Raw genomic sequence first — 16,622 nt, forward strand, 5'->3', positions numbered from 1 at the left:
CGCTGCTACCAAGTGATCGTGAGCCGCATCGGGTGCACCCAGCTGAGCTTCCTCGTGGAGCGCGAGACGTTCGCGTGGTGGGGCGGGCCGGACCCGCAGGCCGCGGCCGCCGAGCTGGGGCTCGCGGCGACCCCGGAGCCGGTGCGGATCGCGAGGCCCGACGCCGGCCGGATCGTCAGCGACCCGCTCACGGCCGCGCTCAGCCCGGCCGGCCCGACCCTCACCGCGCTGGACGCGCACGAGGACCGGTCCGGCTGGGGTGACTCGGTGCGGGCCTGGCGGGCGCTCGCGCCGGAGATCCTGCGTGGCGCCGACCCGGCGCCCGTGCTCCCGGTGGCCGGGCACGCCGGTCTCGGCGGCGACGGCACGACGATCTGGTCCGCCGCGAGCGCGGTCCGCGCCGCCGCCCGCGCGGCCCGGCACGACGACCACGAGCACGCCGTCCGGTCCCGGCTACGGCCCTACCAGCGGTCCGGCGCCCGCTGGCTCGACGAGCGCCTCGACACCGCCGGTGGCGCGGTGCTCGCCGACGAGATGGGGCTGGGCAAGACGGTCCAGGCGATCGCGGTGCTCGCCGACCGGCCGGGACCGCATCTCGTCGTGTGCCCGTCGTCGGTGGTCGCGACCTGGCGCCGCGAGCTCGACCGGTTCGCCCCCGGCGTCGCGGTGGTCGAGCACCGGCGGGGCGCGACCGCCCCGCCGGACGGGGTCGTCGTCGCCACCTACGGGATGCTCGCCCGCGACGACGCGCTCACCGCCGCCGAGTGGGACGTCGCCGTCCTCGACGAGGCCCAGCACGTCCGCAACCCCGCGACCGCGACCGCCCGCCGGGCCCGCGCGTTGCGGGCCCGCGGCCGGATCGCCCTCACCGGCACCCCGGTGGAGAACCGGCTCGACGACCTGTGGTCGCTGCTCGCCGTCACCACCCCGGAGGTCCTCGGGTCGCGCGCCCGGTTCCGCCGCCGGTTCGCGACCGCGGCCGACCCCGGCGCGGCGGCCGACCGGCTGCACGCACTGGTCGGGCCGCACCTGCTGCGCCGGCGCAAGGCCGAAGTCGCCGCCGAGCTGCCGCCGCGCATCGAGGTGACCCACGAGCTCGACCCGACGTCCGAGCAGCACCGCCGCTACACCACCGCCCTCGACGGCGCCTTCCGCGGCGGGCTCGGGACGGGCATCGACCGGCGCGGCCGGGTGCTGGCGCTGCTGACCCGGCTCAAGCAGCTGTGCGTGCACCCGTCCCTGGTCACCGTCGGCGACGACGCCCGCGCCGTGGCGGGCCGTTCGGCGGTGTTCGACCGGCTGACCGAGCTGGTCACCGAGATCGTCGACAACGGCGAGGCCGCGCTGGTGTTCACCCAGTACCGCACGGCGGGTGAGCTGCTCGCCGGGCACCTGGCCGGGCTGCTCGGGACCGAGATCCCGTTCCTGCACGGCGGGCTGACCCGGCCGGCCCGGGAACGGCTCGTCGAGCAGTTCTCGGGCAGCGGTCCCGGCTCCGGGGACGGCCCGCCCGTCCTGGTGCTGAGCCTGCGGGCCGCCGGGACCGGGCTGACGCTGACCCGGGCGACCCACGTCCTGCACCTGGACCGCTGGTGGAACCCGGCGGTGGAGGCCCAGGCCTCGGACCGGGCGCACCGGATCGGGCAGACCCGCGCGGTCACCGTGCACACCTTCACCACCCGCGGCACCGTCGAGGAGCTGATCGCCGAACTGCACCGCGGCAAGCGCGACCTGGCCGGCGCCGCGCTCGGCGAGACCGAGTCCGGGTCGGTCGGCGCGCTGGCCCGGCTCGGCGACGACGAGCTGCGCGCCGCGCTGGAGGGTGCCCGGTGAGCGACTTCGGCACGACCGCGTGGGGACGGGTGTGGCTGCGGCTGGCCGAGCCGGTGTCGGTGACCCGCCCCGACCCCCAGCTGCCCCGGGCCCGGTCGCTGGCCCGCCGGGACCGGGTGCGCGAAATGACGACCGGGCCCGGCCGGATCACCGCCGTCGTCGACGACGGGGGAGACCACCGGGTCGAGCTCCACTTCCCGGTCTGGTCCCGGCCGCCCCGCATCGCCGACCCGGAGCTGCCCGACGAGCTGGTCGAGACACTCGCTGGCGAGGGCACCCCGGTCGCCCCGGGCGCCGGCGACCTCGCCACCGAGTGCGACTGCCGGGCCCGCGACGGGCGCTGCCGGCACGTCCTGGCGGTGCTCATGGAGACCGCGCGGCGGGCCGACGAGACCCCGTCCCTCGCCCTGGCGCTGCGCGGCGCGGAGCCCGCGCGCACCGCCGTCGACCGGGACCGGATCCCGATCACCGATCTGGACCCGGAGACGTTCTGGAGTCTGCCGCCCGGCTGATCGTCCGGCTGTCGTCTTCCGACACGTGGACACCAGCGTTCCGCAGCGATGGTCGACCAGCGCACAGGTGCCCCTGGACGGGCCGGTGGGTCGACAGTGAACGGGCGCGTTCGCGGCACCATCGCGGACGTGAGCGTCGAACCGACCACCTGCCGGCTCTGTGGCGCGGACGGCCCGGACGGGGCCGGGGCGGCGGCAGTCGCGGGATGGGTGACCGAGCGCGACGACGCCGGCCGGGACCGCCGGTTCTGTCCACCGTGTGCCCGCCGGCACCTGCGCGCCATCGAGTCCCGGCTCGACACCGAGTGGTGGTAGAGCGCGACGTTTCATCGCGCACCGGCCGGGGCACATCCGGCGCATGGTGTCCGACCGGGTCCACGCCGCGCTCCCGGAGTGGGAGGGGTTCGCCCGGGCCGTGCAGGCCCGCCGCCCGGACTCCGGGACCTGGTGCGAGGGCTGGACCGTGCGCGACATCCTGGTGCACAACACCGGCAACGCCGCCGAGTTCGTCCGGGTGCTCGGCGCCCACCTGGCGGGCGAGCCGGTGGCCACCCGCGCGTTCGAGGAACGTGAGGCCGTCTACCGCGAGCTCGACGGGCCACGGCTGTGGTCGGCCTTCCGCGCCCGGTGCGAGGAGCTCGTCCAGCTCTCCGCGACCGCCGTCGCGGAGCTGCCCGCCGGCGCCGAGATCGCCTGGACCGGGCGGATCGTGCACCCGGACTTCTTCGTCGAGCACATGCGCGAGGAGATGGTGCTGCACCGCTGGGACATGACCGGCGACGACGCCGTCTCGCTCCGGTCCCTGGGCACACCCTGGATGACCGCGCACAGCGTCCGCGAGGTCGGCGTGCCGCTGCTCGCGCGGGGCACCGCCTCGCTCGGGCTCGGCCCGGAGGACCGGGTCGAGGGACGGCTGCGTGCGCCCGGCACCGACGACGTCCTGCTCACCGCCACCGCGTCCGGCGCCACCATCGAGCTGGTGCCGCCGGCCGGCGAGGCGACCGTCGAGAGCGACCCGGCGACGCGGGCGCTGCTGCTGTGGGGCCGCCGGCCCGGTGACCCGTCGCGCTGGCACAGCCGGGCCGCCCCCGAGGACCTGGTCCGGGTCCGGACGCTGCTGAGCGGCTACTGACCTCTCATGTCCCGGAGAGCTGCGCGACGACCGGGGCGAGCGCGGTGGCGGTGTACTCGTTCACCGCGAGGTAGCTGATCCCCAGCTCGTCGCGACGCCGGCGGAGCTCGTCGGCCATCTCCGAGGTCGACCCGGTGAGCCGGGACGGGTTGTCCGGGGCACGCAGCGCCTCCGCCGCGCCGGGGCCGGCCCAGCGGAGCATCTCCTCCGGGATGTCGTCGCCGACCGCGAACAGGCTCATCCCGGTCTCGACGTCGCGTCCCGCGGCGCGGGCACGCAGCTCGCCGGACATCCGGTCCAGCTCGGCCCGCGGGGTGCCCGGGGGCGCGGCGAGGAACACGGTGTCGGCGATCCCGGCCGCCGCGGCCAGCGCCTTCGGCCCGCCGGCGGCCATCACGACCCGGGTGGCCGGGCCGTCGCCGTCGAGCTCGCGCAGTGCCGCGACGGCCGCGCGCACCCCGGCGAGGCGCTGCGCACCGGTGCCCCACGGCATCCCGAGCCGCTCGGCCTCGCCGCGGGCATCCGGACGTCCGGTGCCGATGCCGAGCTCGAACCGGCCGCCGGTCAGCACGGCCAGGCTGTGCGCCTCCCACGCGGTCGTCCGCGGGGTCCGCAATGGACCGGCCAGCACGAACGGGCACACCCGCAGCCGCGGCTCGGCGGTCGCGGCGACCGCGAGCGCGGGCAGCGGCGCGATCATGTGCAGGTTGTCGGGGACCAGCAGCGTCGAGTACCCGAGGTCGGCGACCCGGCGGACGCGGGTGACCCACTCGTCGGCCGGTCCCCTCGCGGCAGCGGTCACCCCGAACCGGAACGGCGCGCTCACCGGGTCGCTCCCGCGTTCCGGGTGACCGGCAGGGCCACGGCGAACGCCAACAGCATGACGGCGCCGCCGAACCGGCCGAGGGGGATCAGCGGGTAGAGCACGTCGGTCGCCAGGGCGAACGTGCTCAGCAGCGCGAGCACGCCGACGACGACGCCGGTGACCGCGAGCCAGCGCGGGACCAGCGCCGTGACCAGGGCGGGAACCGAGATCCCGAGGACGAGCAGGCCCATGGGTGCGGCGTACCCGACCCCGCCCGCGCCGAACCAGAGCCAGGCCAGTGTCCGGGTGAGAGCGGCGTCGCCGAGGCCGGCGGTCTGCGCGGCGGTCCAGGACGCGAGCGCGCTCACCGACAGCGCGGCCGCCGCGAGCACCGCCCCGGCCAGGCCCATCAGCGGGCCGGGCGCGGCGACGCCGAGCCGCTCGAACCGGCGGACCGCGGTCGCGGCGTAGACGACCAGCGGGAACCCCGTCCCGAGCAGCAGCGCGGCCCCGATGCCGATCACCACCGGATGCGTGGCCGAGTAGGCGAGGCTCTCCGCCGGTGTGGAGCCCGGTCGCGGGCCGCCGATACCGGCGATCGCCGCGGCGACGGTCAGGACCGCGACGGCGGCGGCCGGCACGGCGAGTGGTGGACCGCCGCGGACGTCGGCGGGCGTGGTGGGCGTGGCGGTGGACATGGGCTGCCTCCCGTGTCGTTACAAGAAGTAATGATTTCTTGTGTACACGGTTTGTCAAGGGATACGGTCCGGCTCGTGACCACGGCTCCGCGCATCGGCTCGGCGTTCCTGCTGGCCCAGATCGGGGCGCACGCCGCGTCGCGGTTCGCCGAGCGGATCTCCGAGCTCGACCTGACCCCGCCGCAGACCGGGCTGCTGCGCGCGGTCGCGGCCGAACCCGGACGGTCCCAGCAGTCCCTCGCCCGGCACCTGGGGACGCCGGCCAGCCGGCTGGTGGCACTGGTCGACGGGCTCGCCGGGCGCGGGCTGGTGGAGCGCCGCCGCAACCCCGACGACCGCCGGTTGCACGCGCTCCACGTGACACCTGCCGGGAAGGAGATGCTCGACCGGATCGGCGGGGTGGCGGGGGAGCACGAGCAGGACCTGCTGGGCGCCCTGGACCCGGACGAGCGCGCGACCCTGCGGGAGCTGCTCAGCCGGGTCGCCGACGACCAGGGCCTCACGCCCGGGGTGCACCCGGGCTACCGGCGCCTCTGACCCTCATGATCCTTCTCTGTGGAACCCGGATGCGAGCCGACCGGCACCGCGGTTCCACGGAGAAGGATCACGACGCAGGGCCCCCGCGGCGGAGCACGTCCGTGACCTGCAGCTGTGCATCCAGCAGGACCAGGTCCGCGCGCGCTCCCGGGTGCAGGTGCCCCAGGTCGTCCCGGCCGAGCAGGCGGGCCGGGGTGGTCGAGGTCCACTCGGCGGCCCGCGCGAGAGCCTCGGCGCGGGGCAGCGGCGACTCCGCGACCAGGTTCCGGAACAGCACGTCGGCGGTGGCGGTGGAGCCGGCGATGGTGCCGTCGCCGAGCCGGGCGACCCCGTCCGCCACGTCGACGTCCAGGCCGCCGAGCCGGTAGCCGCCGTCCGGCATCCCGGCCGCGGACATCGCGTCGGTGACCGCGGCGACCCGTCCCGGCGCCGCCCGCGCGACGACCTCCCACAGCGCCGGGTGCACGTGTACCCGGTCGGTGATCAGCTCGACGGTCGCCCGCGGATCGGCGAGCAGCGCCGCGGCCGGGCCCGGGTCGCGGTGGTGCAGGCCGCCCATCGCGTTGAACAGGTGGGTGCCCACCCGCGCCCCGGCGTCGAGGGCGCGGCGGGTCAGGTCCACCCCGGCGGTGGTGTGCCCGACCGCGGCCAGCGCCCCGGCCCCGGCGATCTCCGTCAGCAGGTCCAGGGCACCGGGCAGTTCGGGGGCGACCGTGACCATCGCGATCGCGCCGGTGCCGAGCAGCGGCGCGAGCTCGGCCGGGTCCGGGGCGCGCAGCAGCGCCGGGTCGTGCGCACCGCAGCGGTCGGCGGCCAGCCAGGGACCCTCCAGGTGCACCCCGGCCAGGATGCCGTCGGCGACCAGCGGGGTGAGTGCGCGCACCGACCGGGCCAGCGCCTCCGGGGCGAGGGTGACCAGGGACGCGACGAGCGTCGTGGTCCCGTGCGCGGCGTGGAAGGCGGCGACCGCCGCGGCCTGGTCCGGGTCGTCGCCGAACGCGGCGCCGCCGCCGCCGTGGCAGTGCAGGTCGACGAACCCGGGTACGACGACCTCGGCCCACCGGTCCGGTGTCCGCGGCGGTGCGCCGGTGCCGGTCGCGGTGACCCGCCCGCCGTCCAGCAGCACCCAGCCGGGCTCCACCGGTGCTCCGCGGCCGGCGACGAGTACCCCGGCGCCGATCAGCTCGCCGTCCATCAGCTCTCCGCCGGCGGGCCCGCCGCGCTCGTTCCCGGGCATCGGCCGGCTCACAGCGTCTCCGTGACCTTGCGCAGCCCGCGCGGCGCGTCCGGATCCCCGCCCCGGGCGACCGCGACGTGCCGGGCCAGCATCTGCAGCGGAAGGATCTCCAGCAACGGGGCCAGCTCCTCGGCCGGCGCCGCGGGGAGCCCGAACCCGGGCCCGTCACCGCCGATCCGCAGCACGTCCGCGTTGCGGGCGGTCAGCGACTCCAGCACCGGCGCCATGGCGTCGCCGCCGGCGCCGGGGGAGACGACGGCGAGCACCGGCACCAGCGGGTCGACCAGCGCCAGCGGCCCGTGCAGCAGGTCCGCCCCGGAGAACGCCTGTGCCGAGACGTAGGCGGTCTCCATCAGCTTGAGCGCGGCCTCCCGCGCGGTCGGGTAGGAGTAGCCGCGCCCGGTGGTGAGCAGCCGCTCGGCGAACCGGTAGCGCGCGGACAGGTGCCGGACCTCGTCGTCGCGGGCGAGCACGGCGTCGGCGAGGTCGGGCAGTGCGCGGGTGGCCGCGCCCGTCCCACCCCGGACCCTCTCGAGCAGCAGGTACAGCGCCAGCAGCTGGGCGGTGTAGCTCTTGGTCGCGGCCACCGCCCGTTCCGGCCCGGCGAGCAGGTCGACGTGCGCCGACGCCGCCGCGGCCGGCGCGGAGCCGGCGTCGTTGGTGACGGCGACGGTGAGCGCGCCCTGCTCGCGTGCCGTCCGCACGCAGTGCAGCAGGTCCGGCGAGCCACCGGACTGGCTGACCGCGATCAGCAGCACGTCGCGCAGGTCCGGCCGGGCGCCGTAGGCGGTCAGCGTGGACGGTGACACCAGGCCGGCGGGCAGCCCGAGCCGGATCTCGACCAGGTACTTGGCGTACAGCGCCGCGTGGTCGCTGCTGCCCCGGGCGGCGAGCAGCACGAACCGCGGCGAGCGCTCCCGGACGAGTGCCGCGGCACGATCCACACCGGACGCGCCGTCCGGCCCGGTGCCGGCGAGCAGGCGCCGCCACGCGTCGGGCTGTTCGGCGGTCTCGGCGGCCATCGCGGCACCAGGGTTGTCGGTCACGAGGCTCCTCCCCGATCTTGCGTTTCGCCGCGCAGAACTGTACCACTGGTCCAACTTCGGGAGGCGCGATGAAGTACCGGCGGCTGCACGACGAGCTGCGTGAGCGGGTGGACGCCATGGCGGCGGGGGAGCCGCTCCCGCCCGAGCGGGAGCTCGCCCGGGAGGTCGGGGTCAGCCGCACCACCCTGCGCCGCGCGGTCGACGAGCTGGTCGCGGCCGGCCGGCTGCGCCGCCGGCAGGGCGCCGGGGTCTTCGCCGTCGGACCCCGGATCGGCCAGTCGCTCACCGCCACGTCCTTCTCCCAGGACATGCGGGCGCGCGGCCTGGTCCCGGCGACCCGGACCGTCGAGTTCGAGACCGGCCCGGCCGGCCCGCGGCTGGGCCGCCGGCTCGAGGTCTCGCCTGAGGCCGAGGTGGTGCGGGCGCTGCGACTGCGGCTGGCCGACGGGCAGCCGATGGCGCTCGAGACGCTGCACACCCCCGCCGCGCTCGTCCCCGGGCTGGACGGGGACACGCTGGCCGCGTCGTCGTACTACGAACTGCTGGCCCGGCACGGGCACGCGGTCGCCGGCGGGCGCCAGTCGATCGAGCCGACCGTCACCGACACGGCGGAGTCCGCGCTGCTCGGCGTTCCGCTGCACAGCCCGGCGCTGCTGTTCGAACGCACCACCCGCGACGACGGCGGCCGGGTCCTGGAGTTCGTCCGGGCCGTCTACCGCGGTGACCGCTACCGCATCGAGACCGAGATCGCGCCGGTGCCGGCGCCGGTCGCGGAGGTCGTGCGGTGACCCGGCTGCTCGTGCTCGACGTCGGCAAGACCGGCTGCCGCGCCCGGCTCACCGACGGCGGCGCGCCGGTCGCGTCGGGGGAGTGGCCGGGCGCCTGCGGGGTGGCCGACCGCGACGGCGCGCAGCGGGCGCTCGCCGCGATCCACGGCGTCACCCGGGGCTGGCCGGTGCCGGACGCCGTCGCCGCCGGCCTGGCCGGGCTCGCCTCGGCCCCCGACCGCGCCGCGGACATCGCCGCGGGCCTGCGCGAGCGGTTCGTCCCGGACCTGCGCGTGCTGCTGACCAGCGACATGACCACCTGGCACGCGGGCGCCCTCGGCGGGGCACCCGGTGTCGTCCTCGCGGCCGGCACCGGTGTGGTGGCACTCGGGATCGACGCGGCCGGCCGCTCTGCGCGGGTCGACGGCTGGGGCCACCTGCTCGGCGACGACGGCGGCGGCTTCGCGCTCGGCCGCGCCGGGCTGGCCGCGGCGCTGCGCGCGCACGACGGCCGGTCCGGCGGCTCCCCGGCGCTGCTCGCGCTGCTGCGCGCCCGCTTCGGCGAGCCCGACCGGCTGCCCGCGCGGGTGCACGGGGCGGACAACCCGGCCCGTGAGGTCGCGGCGTTCGCCCGGGACGTGCTGGCCGCGGCCGGGTCCGGCGACGACGTGGCCCGGGCGATCGTCGCCCGCGCGGCGGCCGACCTGGCCGGCACCGCGGCGGCCGCCGACGCCGCCGTGGAAGGCGCCGCGCCGGACCGTGCCGCCTCGGACCCTGCCGGCCCGGGACCGTCCCGCCCGGTGGCCTGCGGCGGCGGGCTCCTCGACGCCGGACCGGTCCTCACCGGCCCGCTCGACGCCGAGCTCGCCGCCCGCTCCCTGACCCGCACCCGCCCCCTCGGCGACGCCCTCGACGGCGCCCGCCTGCTCCTGGAGGACCCGCACGTGCCCCATCACGCCCTGACCGTCCCGAGCCCGGCCGGTGCCCGGTGAACCGCGCCGACCGCCTCGCCGCGCTGGCGACCGAGCGCTCCCGGGACGACCTGACCGACCTGGACCAGTGGTCCACCCGCGCGGTGGTCGATCTGATCACCTCCGAGGACGCGGCCGTCGTGGCGGCGGTCCGGGCCGAGACCGACCGGATCGCCGCCGTCGCCGACCTCGCCGTCGAGCGACTGGCCCGGGGCGGGCGGATGATCTACGGCGGTGCGGGCACGGCGGGCCGGCTCGCCGTCCTCGACGCCACCGAGCTCGCCCCGACCTACGGGGTCGGCGAGGAGGGTGTGGTCGCCCTGCTGGCGGGCGGGCCGGAGGCGGTGACCGGCGCGGTCGAGGGCGCCGAGGACGACACCGACGCCGCCCGCGCCGACCTCGCCGCGCTCGGGCCCGGCCCGGACGACGTGGTGATCGGGATCAGCGCCTCCGGGCGTACGCCCTGGGTGCGCGCGCTGCTCGTCGCCGCCCGCGAGGCCGGGGCGGCGACGGCGGCCGTCGCGAACAACCGCGGCTCCGAGATCGCCGGGCTCGCCGACGTCGTGATCACCCTCGACACCGGTCCGGAGATCGTCGCCGGGTCGACCCGGATGAAGGCCGGGACCAGCCAGAAGATGCTGCTCACAGCACTGTCGACGGCGGTGATGGTGCGGCTGGGCAAGACCTACCGGAACCTGATGGTCGACGTCGCCGCGACCAACGTGAAGCTGCGCGCGCGGGCCGAGCGGATCGTCACCGAGGCGACCGGGTCCGCACCCGAGGACGTTCGTGCCGCCCTCGACGACGCCGGCGGGCACGCCAAGACCGCGATCGTCGCCCTGCTCGCCGGGGTCGACGCCGGCACCGCCGCGGACCTGCTGGCCGGCGCCCGGGGCCGGATCCGCGACGCGGTCGGCGGCACCCCCACCGGCGGTGCGTCGTGATCGTCGTCGGACTGTCCTCGGGCACCTCGGTCGACGCCATCGACGTCGCCGCCGCCGAGCTCACCCTCGACGGCGAGACCGTCGTCCTGGACCCGCTCGGCCGGCGCGAGGTCCCGTTCTCCGCGGACCTGCGCGCGGACGTCCTCGGCGCGCTCCCACCGGCCGCGGTCACCCTCGAGCAGGTCGCGCGGATCGACACCGGCCTGGGCCGGGAGTTCGCCGCCGCGGCGGCGGCCGGGATCGACGAGCTCGCCGGCGGTCGGGCCGACCTGGTCGCGAGCCACGGGCAGACGCTGTTCCACTGGGTCGAGGGCGGCCGCGCCCGCGGCACCCTGCAGCTCGGCCAGCCCGCCTGGATCGCCGAGGCCACCGGGCTGCCGGTGGTGTCGGACCTGCGGGCCCGCGACGTCGCCGCCGGCGGGCACGGCGCCCCGCTCGCCTCGGTGCTCGACACCCTGCTGCTCGGCGAGCGCGCCGCCGGCGTCGGTGGCCCGGTCGCCGCGCTGAACCTGGGCGGCATCGCCAACGTCACCGTCGTCGGCGCCGGTGACCCGGTCGCCTTCGACACCGGCCCGGCGAACGCCCTGCTCGACGCCGCCGTCCGGGCGGCCACCGGTGACGCGCAGGACACCGGCGGCCTGCGCGCCGCCCGCGGCACCGTCGACGCGCAGGCGCTCGCCCGGTTGCACGCCGAGCCGTACTACGCGCTGCGCCCGCCGAAGAGCACCGGCAAGGAGCTCTTCGACCCCGGCTACCTGCACCGGGTGCTGGCCGGGCACGACGTCCTCCACCGGCTCGACGACCTGCTCGCCACCCTGGCCGAGCTGACCGCCGGCACCGTCGCCGACGCGCTGCGGCCCTACCGGGTGCGCGAGGTGCTGGTCTCCGGCGGCGGCGCCCGCAACCCGGCCGTCGTCGCGGCGCTGGAACGCCGGCTCGCCCCGGCGCCGCTGCGCCCGATCTCCGACGCCGGCCTGCCCGGCGACGGGAAGGAGGCGCTGCTGTTCGCCCTGATCGGGTTCCTGACCTGGCACGGCGTCCCGGCCACCGTGCCGTCCTGCACCGGAGCGAGGGTCGCCACCCTCGCCGGGCGGATCAGCCCCGGCGCCGGGCCGCTACGGCTGCCCGAGCCGGCACCGCCGCCGTCGCGGCTCCGGATCGTCTGACCCACACACCCCGAGCCCCCGGGAGCCCCCGATGTTGCGCACGCTCGACCTGATCGTGATCGTCGTCTACCTGCTGCTCTCACTCGGCATCGGGCTCTGGATGGCCGGCCGGCAGAAGTCCAACGAGGACTACTTCCTCGGTGGCCGGCAGCTGCCGTGGTGGGCCATCTCGTTCTCGGTCGTCGCGACCGAGACCTCCGCGCTGACCGTGATCAGCGTCCCGACGATCGCCTACCTGGGCAGCATGACCTACCTGCAGCTGGCGCTCGGGTACCTGATCGGCCGGGTCGTCGTCGCGTTCGTGCTGCTCCCGCGGTACGCGGCAGGGAAGCTCACCACCGCCTACGGCTACCTGGGCCGGCGGTTCGGGCGCGGCATGCAGGGCACCGCGTCGGTGGCGTTCCTGCTGACCCGGCTGCTCGCCGACGGCGTCCGGATGTTCGCCGCGGCCATCCCGGTCAGCGTGATCCTGTCCGGGATGGGCTTCGAGGTGTCCTACTTCTGGATCATCGTGGTGCTGTCGCTGGTCACCGTCGCCTACACCTGGGTCGGCGGGATCAAGGCCGTGGTGTGGACCGACGTCATGCAGATGGGCGTCTACGTCGCGGGCGGCGTCGCGGCGCTCGTGGTGATCGGCCCGCAGCTGCCGCCGACCTTCTGGGACGACGCCGTGGCCGCCGGCAAGACCCAGCTGCTGGACTTCACGTCGAACCCGGTCACCGCGCCCTACGCGTTCGTCACCGCGGTGCTCGGCGGGGCGCTGCTGTCGATGGCCAGCCACGGCGTCGACCAGATCATCGTCCAGCGGCTGCTGTCGGCCCGCACCGCCCGCGACGGGCAGAAGGCCGTGATCTTCTCCGCGTTCGTCGTCGCGCTGCAGTTCGCGCTGTTCCTGGTCGTCGGACTGTTCCTGTGGGGCTACTACCGGGGCGCCTCCCCGGAGGCGCTCGGCGCCGCCACCGGCGACGAGATCTTCCCCAGGTTCGTCGTCGAGGGCCTGCCGCCCGGTGTCTCCGGACTGGTGCTCGCCGGGATCCTCGCCGCCGCGATGTCCACATTGAGCTCCTCGCTGTCGGCGCTGTCGTCGTCCACGGTGCTCGACCTGGTGCAGAAGCTGTCCCGGCGCGAGCTCACCGAGGCGCAGGGGATCCGGCTGTCCCGCGCGACGACGATCGGCTGGGGCCTGGTCTTCATCGTCTTCGCCAACCTGTTCACCTCGACCGAGAACCCGGTCGTCGAGCTGGGGCTCTCGGTCGCCGGGATCACCTACGGCGGGCTGCTCGGGGCGTTCGCGCTCGGCATCTTCGTGCCGCGGGCCCGGCAGACCGACGCGGTGGTCGCCTTCGCGGTCGCGGTGGCCGTGATGGGCTCGCTGTTCCTGTTCGCGCCGGACGCCGTCGGATTCACCTGGTACACCGCGATCGGCCTGGTGCTCACCGTGGGGCTGGGCCTCCTGCTGTCGTTGCGGCACCGGAGCCCGGCGCCGCTCCCGGCCGCCGAGGACGAGGTCCGCGACCCGGTCTGAGCTGCGCGTTCCTACGGGGGGAGGAAGCCGGGGCGGCCGCCCGCTACCGGTGACGGTCGCCGCGGCCGCCGCGGCCCGGGCAGGCTGAAGGGGCCCGACACCGCCGACGGCGAGGAGCGATCGACGTTGACCGCAACCGGCCCCGCACCGTCCCCACCGCCCGTCGCGATCGTGACCGGCTCCAGCGGCGGCATCGGTGCCGCGATCGCCGCCCGGCTCGCCGCCGACGGGTTCACCGTCGCCGGGTTCGACGTGACCGGCCCGCCGGCACCGGACCCGGCGGTCGCGACCACCCGCGTCCTCGACGTGTCCGAGGCGGACCAGGTGCGGCGCTGCGTCGACGACGTGGTCGACGAGCTCGGCCGGCTCGACGTGCTGGTCAACTGCGCCGGCACCGGCCGCCGGACCTCGTTCGCCGGCACCACGCCCGAGGAGTTCATGGGCGACATCCGGTCCAACCTGCTCGGCACCTTCCTGATGTGCCAGGCCGCGGTGTTCCCGCACCTGGCCGCCGCCGGGCGGGGCCGGATCGTCAACGTCGCCTCGATCTCCGGCAAGACCGGCGGCACCGGCCCGGCCTCGGCCGACGGCACACCGGGGCGGTCCGGTCCCGGCTACGCCTCGGCCAAGGCCGGGGTCATCAACCTGACCCGCTGGATCGCCCGGGAGGCCGGGCACACCGGGGTGACGGCGAACGTCGTCGCACCCGGCCCGGTCGTGACCGCGATGACCGCGGGCGCAGCCTACGACACCTCGGAGATCCCGCTCGGCCGGATGGCCCGGCCCGAGGAGGTCGCGGACGCCGTCGGCTGGCTGGCCGGGGCGTCGTCGGGCTACGTGAACGGCACGGTCGTCGACGTCGACGGTGGGCTGGTCCGTGCCTGAGCTGCGCCATCCCGGCCCCCGCCACCCGGTCCGCCGGCAGGGGATCGCCGTCGCCACCCGGGCCGTGCACACCGTGCTGCCGCCGCACACCCCGCTGGTCGACGCGCTCGCCGCCGTCGTCGAGGCGACCGGGCACACCAGTGGGCAGGTCGAGCTCTCCGGGGGAGTCCTGGACCGGATCTCCTACTGCGTCCCGGCGCTGTGCGACGACGGCTCGGTCGCGGCGTCCTACAGTGCGACCCGCGAGGCGGCCTGTCCCGCGCAGGTCCTGACCGGATCGGTCACCGTCGGGTTCCGGGAGGGGCGGCGGTTCGCGCACTGCCACGCGGTCTGGCTCGAACCGGGCGGGGCGCTGCGGGCCGGGCACCTGTGGCCGGACAGCCGCACCGGCGACGTGCCGGTCGGGGCCACCGTGTTCGGCCTGTCCGGTGTGGACATGGTGAACGCGCGCGACGACGAGACGCACATGCCCTGCTTCGCCCCGGTTCCCGGTACGGCCGGTGACCCGGTCGGCGGGCCCGCGGTGATCGCCCGGATCCGGCCGGGGGAGGACGTCACCGGGGCGGTCACCGCGCTGAGCCGGGAGCACGACCTGGCCGGCGCCACCGTGCGCGGGTCGCTGGGCAGCCTGGCCGGCGGCGTCCTGGCCGGGCCGTCAGGACCGTGCCGGGTGGACGGGCCGGCGACCGAGGTGGTCCTCAGCGGCGCGGTGCGCGACGGCGAGGCCCGGCTCTCCGCCGTGCTGGTCGACCGGCACGGCGCGGTCCACGCCGGGGCCCTGGTGCCGGGAGCCAACCCGGTCGCGGTGACGGCCGAGGTGCTGATCGTGGGGGAGGAGCGGACATGACCGATCTGCGGGACCGGGTGGTCCTCGTCTTCGGGGCCGGGTCGAGCGGGGCGGCGACCAGCAACGGGCAGGCGGCCGCGCGCGCCTACGCCCGCGCCGGTGCCCGGGTGGCGGCGATCGACGTCGACACCACGGCCGCCGAGCAGACCGCCGCACTCATCGACGGCGAGGGCGGCACGGCCGTCGCGCTCACCGCGGACGTGACCGACGAGGCGTCCGTCGCCGCCGCCGTGCAGACCGCGACCGCCCGGCTCGGCACCCCGGACGTGCTGCACAACAACGTCGGAGCCGCGATCCTCGGCGGGGTCGGCGAGCTCGATCGGGCCGGCTGGGAGCGGGCGCTCGCCCTCAACGCCACCGGCGCGTTCCTGACCTGCACGCACGTACTGCCGCTGATGCTGGCCGCCGGACGGGGCGCGATCGTCAACGTGTCCTCGGTGGCCGGCATCCGGCACCTCGGCTACGACTACCCCGGCTACATGGCGGGCAAGGCCGCGCTCAACCAGCTCACCGTCTCGGTGGCGCTGAGCCACGCCCGCGACGGCATCCGGGCGAACGCGATCCTGCCCGGCTACATCGACACCCCGCTGGTCGGGAACCAGCTGCACGCCGAGGACCTGGCCCGGGCCCGCGCGGAGCGGGACGCGGCCAGCCCGACCGGCCGGATGGGCAGCCCGTGGGACGTCGCGCGCGCCGCGGTCTTCCTGGCCTCCGACGCGGCGGCCTACGTCAACGGGGTGTGCCTGCCGGTGGACGGCGGCCTCAGCGCGCGGGCGTGACCGGCCTGCCGCTACCGGTGGTCTCCTCGAGCCGCAGCTGCATGTGCAGGAGGAGCCGGTCGCGGCCGTCGTCGAGGTCCAGGCCGGTGATCTCCCGGATCCGCCGGAGCCGGTAGTGCAGGGAGGTCCGGTGCAGGTGCAGCGCGCGTGCCGCGCGGGGCACCGATCCCGCCTCGTCGAGGAAGACCCGCAGGGTCTCGCGCAGCCGGGAGCCGGTGTCGTGTGCGGCGAGGCGGCCCAGTGCCCGGGCCCCGGCATGACCGGGCGGGACGTCGTCGGGCACGCACAGCAGGACGGCGTACTCGCCGAGCTCGTCCCACACCCCGACGCCGCCGAGGTGCGGGAGCCGGTGGCCCGCCCGCACCGCCACCGAGGCCTGCCGGCCCGACTCGTACAGCCCCGACGGCGAGCCCACCACGCCGCCGGTCCCCACCACGACATCGGCGGGGCCGCCCAGGACGCGCAGCACCGCGTCCCGCTGCCGGGCCGCGCGGGCCCGCAGATCGGCCGGCGTCGGGGCCGCGGTGTCCCGGCGCACGATCTCGGCGCGGCCCCCGTGCACCGCGACGGCCGTGTCGTCGCCCACGCCCGCGGTGACCGACCACAGGGCGGGCTCCACCCCGGCACCCGGCGGGTGTCCCCGCACCTCGACGACCGTGACGGACAGGTGCGGGCCGACGGCGAGGCCGAGCCGGTCCAGGTCCCCCACGGCCGCGCGGCGCTCGGCGGGATCCGCCGACAGGATCCGTCGCACGGTGGCGGCCCGCGCGGCGCGTTCCCGGTCGCCGGCCGCGGCCCGCCCGGCCAGCAACGCCGCGACCCGGTCGCCGACCAGTTCGACGTCGGCGATCTCGGCGGCCGACAGGCCGTGCTCGGCGTCGATCACCAGCAGCAGCCCCACCAGGTGACCGTGCGCCCGCAGCGGCGCGCAGAGCCGG

Annotated in this window: 18 protein-coding genes; 13 read left to right on the forward strand and 5 right to left on the reverse strand. The window is 76.8% G+C overall.

What is annotated here, in order from left to right:
* Positions 1 to 18: 18 nt before the first annotated feature.
* The 4 genes from WIS52_RS24770 to WIS52_RS24785 all read left to right on the forward strand — a co-directional run bounded on the left by WIS52_RS24770 (position 19) and on the right by WIS52_RS24785 (position 3,477).
* Entirely contained in the window at positions 19 to 1,833 is a 1,815-nt protein-coding gene (locus WIS52_RS24770) for a DEAD/DEAH box helicase (RefSeq protein WP_349300763.1), read from the forward strand.
* On the forward strand, positions 1,830 to 2,345 hold the full coding sequence (locus WIS52_RS24775; RefSeq protein WP_349300764.1) for a hypothetical protein: 516 nt from the start codon (positions 1,830 to 1,832) through the stop codon (positions 2,343 to 2,345). The genes WIS52_RS24770 and WIS52_RS24775 overlap by 4 nt, the downstream gene beginning before the upstream one ends.
* A gap of 129 nt (positions 2,346 to 2,474) precedes the next feature.
* Positions 2,475 to 2,660 (forward strand): hypothetical protein, encoded by a 186-nt coding sequence (locus WIS52_RS24780; protein WP_349300765.1) that lies wholly within the window; start codon positions 2,475 to 2,477, stop codon positions 2,658 to 2,660.
* Positions 2,661 to 2,703: 43 nt separating this feature from the next.
* Positions 2,704 to 3,477, forward strand: a complete 774-nt coding sequence (locus WIS52_RS24785) for a maleylpyruvate isomerase N-terminal domain-containing protein (protein ID WP_349300766.1) — start codon at positions 2,704 to 2,706, stop codon at positions 3,475 to 3,477.
* Positions 3,478 to 3,481: 4 nt separating this feature from the next.
* On the opposite strand, the gene WIS52_RS24790 is transcribed toward WIS52_RS24785, so the two are convergent.
* Together WIS52_RS24790 and WIS52_RS24795 are read right to left on the reverse strand one after the other, a co-directional pair.
* On the reverse strand, positions 3,482 to 4,303 hold the full coding sequence (locus tag WIS52_RS24790) for an LLM class flavin-dependent oxidoreductase (RefSeq protein WP_349300767.1): 822 nt from the start codon (positions 4,301 to 4,303) through the stop codon (positions 3,482 to 3,484).
* Positions 4,300 to 4,980, reverse strand: coding sequence for a DUF4386 domain-containing protein (locus WIS52_RS24795; protein WP_349300768.1), 681 nt, complete (start codon positions 4,978 to 4,980; stop codon positions 4,300 to 4,302). Before WIS52_RS24795 ends, WIS52_RS24790 begins: the two co-directional genes overlap by 4 nt.
* A gap of 75 nt (positions 4,981 to 5,055) precedes the next feature.
* Here WIS52_RS24795 and WIS52_RS24800 point away from each other — a divergent pair, with 75 nt between their 5' ends.
* Positions 5,056 to 5,517, forward strand: a complete 462-nt coding sequence (locus WIS52_RS24800) for a MarR family winged helix-turn-helix transcriptional regulator (protein WP_349300769.1) — start codon at positions 5,056 to 5,058, stop codon at positions 5,515 to 5,517.
* Positions 5,518 to 5,584: 67 nt separating this feature from the next.
* On the opposite strand, the gene WIS52_RS24805 is transcribed toward WIS52_RS24800, so the two are convergent.
* The gene (locus WIS52_RS24805; protein WP_349300770.1) at positions 5,585 to 6,766 is read right to left on the reverse strand and encodes an N-acetylglucosamine-6-phosphate deacetylase; all 1,182 of its coding nucleotides are present in this window, start codon (positions 6,764 to 6,766) and stop codon (positions 5,585 to 5,587) included.
* Positions 6,763 to 7,776: an SIS domain-containing protein gene (locus WIS52_RS24810; RefSeq protein ID WP_349300857.1), complete on the reverse strand. Its 1,014-nt coding sequence runs from the start codon at positions 7,774 to 7,776 to the stop codon at positions 6,763 to 6,765. Before WIS52_RS24810 ends, WIS52_RS24805 begins: the two co-directional genes overlap by 4 nt.
* A 92-nt stretch (positions 7,777 to 7,868) precedes the next feature.
* Between WIS52_RS24810 and WIS52_RS24815 the strand changes: the two genes are divergently transcribed.
* The 8 genes from WIS52_RS24815 (at position 7,869) to WIS52_RS24850 (ending at position 15,684) form a co-directional block, all read left to right on the forward strand.
* A complete protein-coding gene (locus WIS52_RS24815) occupies positions 7,869 to 8,588 on the forward strand; it encodes a GntR family transcriptional regulator (protein ID WP_349300771.1) in 720 nt (239 codons plus the stop codon).
* On the forward strand, positions 8,585 to 9,559 hold the full coding sequence (locus WIS52_RS24820) for a BadF/BadG/BcrA/BcrD ATPase family protein (protein WP_349300772.1): 975 nt from the start codon (positions 8,585 to 8,587) through the stop codon (positions 9,557 to 9,559). The genes WIS52_RS24815 and WIS52_RS24820 overlap by 4 nt, the downstream gene beginning before the upstream one ends.
* Complete coding sequence (locus tag WIS52_RS24825) at positions 9,556 to 10,482, forward strand: N-acetylmuramic acid 6-phosphate etherase (RefSeq protein ID WP_349300773.1); 927 nt, start codon at positions 9,556 to 9,558, stop codon at positions 10,480 to 10,482. The genes WIS52_RS24820 and WIS52_RS24825 overlap by 4 nt, the downstream gene beginning before the upstream one ends.
* Positions 10,479 to 11,648 (forward strand): anhydro-N-acetylmuramic acid kinase, encoded by a 1,170-nt coding sequence (locus WIS52_RS24830; RefSeq protein ID WP_349300774.1) that lies wholly within the window; start codon positions 10,479 to 10,481, stop codon positions 11,646 to 11,648. The genes WIS52_RS24825 and WIS52_RS24830 overlap by 4 nt, the downstream gene beginning before the upstream one ends.
* A gap of 31 nt (positions 11,649 to 11,679) precedes the next feature.
* Positions 11,680 to 13,173, forward strand: coding sequence for a sodium:solute symporter (locus WIS52_RS24835; protein ID WP_349300775.1), 1,494 nt, complete (start codon positions 11,680 to 11,682; stop codon positions 13,171 to 13,173).
* 126 nt (positions 13,174 to 13,299) lie between these two features.
* Positions 13,300 to 14,058 carry an SDR family NAD(P)-dependent oxidoreductase gene (locus WIS52_RS24840; protein ID WP_349300776.1) on the forward strand — a complete coding sequence of 253 codons (759 nt, stop codon included), beginning with the start codon at positions 13,300 to 13,302 and terminating at the stop codon, positions 14,056 to 14,058.
* Positions 14,051 to 14,905, forward strand: coding sequence for a PCC domain-containing protein (locus WIS52_RS24845; RefSeq protein ID WP_349300777.1), 855 nt, complete (start codon positions 14,051 to 14,053; stop codon positions 14,903 to 14,905). The genes WIS52_RS24840 and WIS52_RS24845 overlap by 8 nt, the downstream gene beginning before the upstream one ends.
* The gene (locus WIS52_RS24850; RefSeq protein WP_349300778.1) at positions 14,902 to 15,684 is read left to right on the forward strand and encodes an SDR family NAD(P)-dependent oxidoreductase; all 783 of its coding nucleotides are present in this window, start codon (positions 14,902 to 14,904) and stop codon (positions 15,682 to 15,684) included. The genes WIS52_RS24845 and WIS52_RS24850 overlap by 4 nt, the downstream gene beginning before the upstream one ends.
* On the opposite strand, the gene WIS52_RS24855 is transcribed toward WIS52_RS24850, so the two are convergent.
* Positions 15,668 to 16,585, reverse strand: a complete 918-nt coding sequence (locus tag WIS52_RS24855; RefSeq protein ID WP_349300779.1) for a PucR family transcriptional regulator — start codon at positions 16,583 to 16,585, stop codon at positions 15,668 to 15,670. The genes WIS52_RS24850 and WIS52_RS24855 overlap by 17 nt on opposite strands.
* Positions 16,586 to 16,622 lie beyond the last annotated feature (37 nt).

The sequence above is a fragment of the Pseudonocardia nematodicida genome (genome assembly GCF_040105385.1).
GTDB classification, from domain to species: domain Bacteria; phylum Actinomycetota; class Actinomycetes; order Mycobacteriales; family Pseudonocardiaceae; genus Pseudonocardia; species Pseudonocardia nematodicida.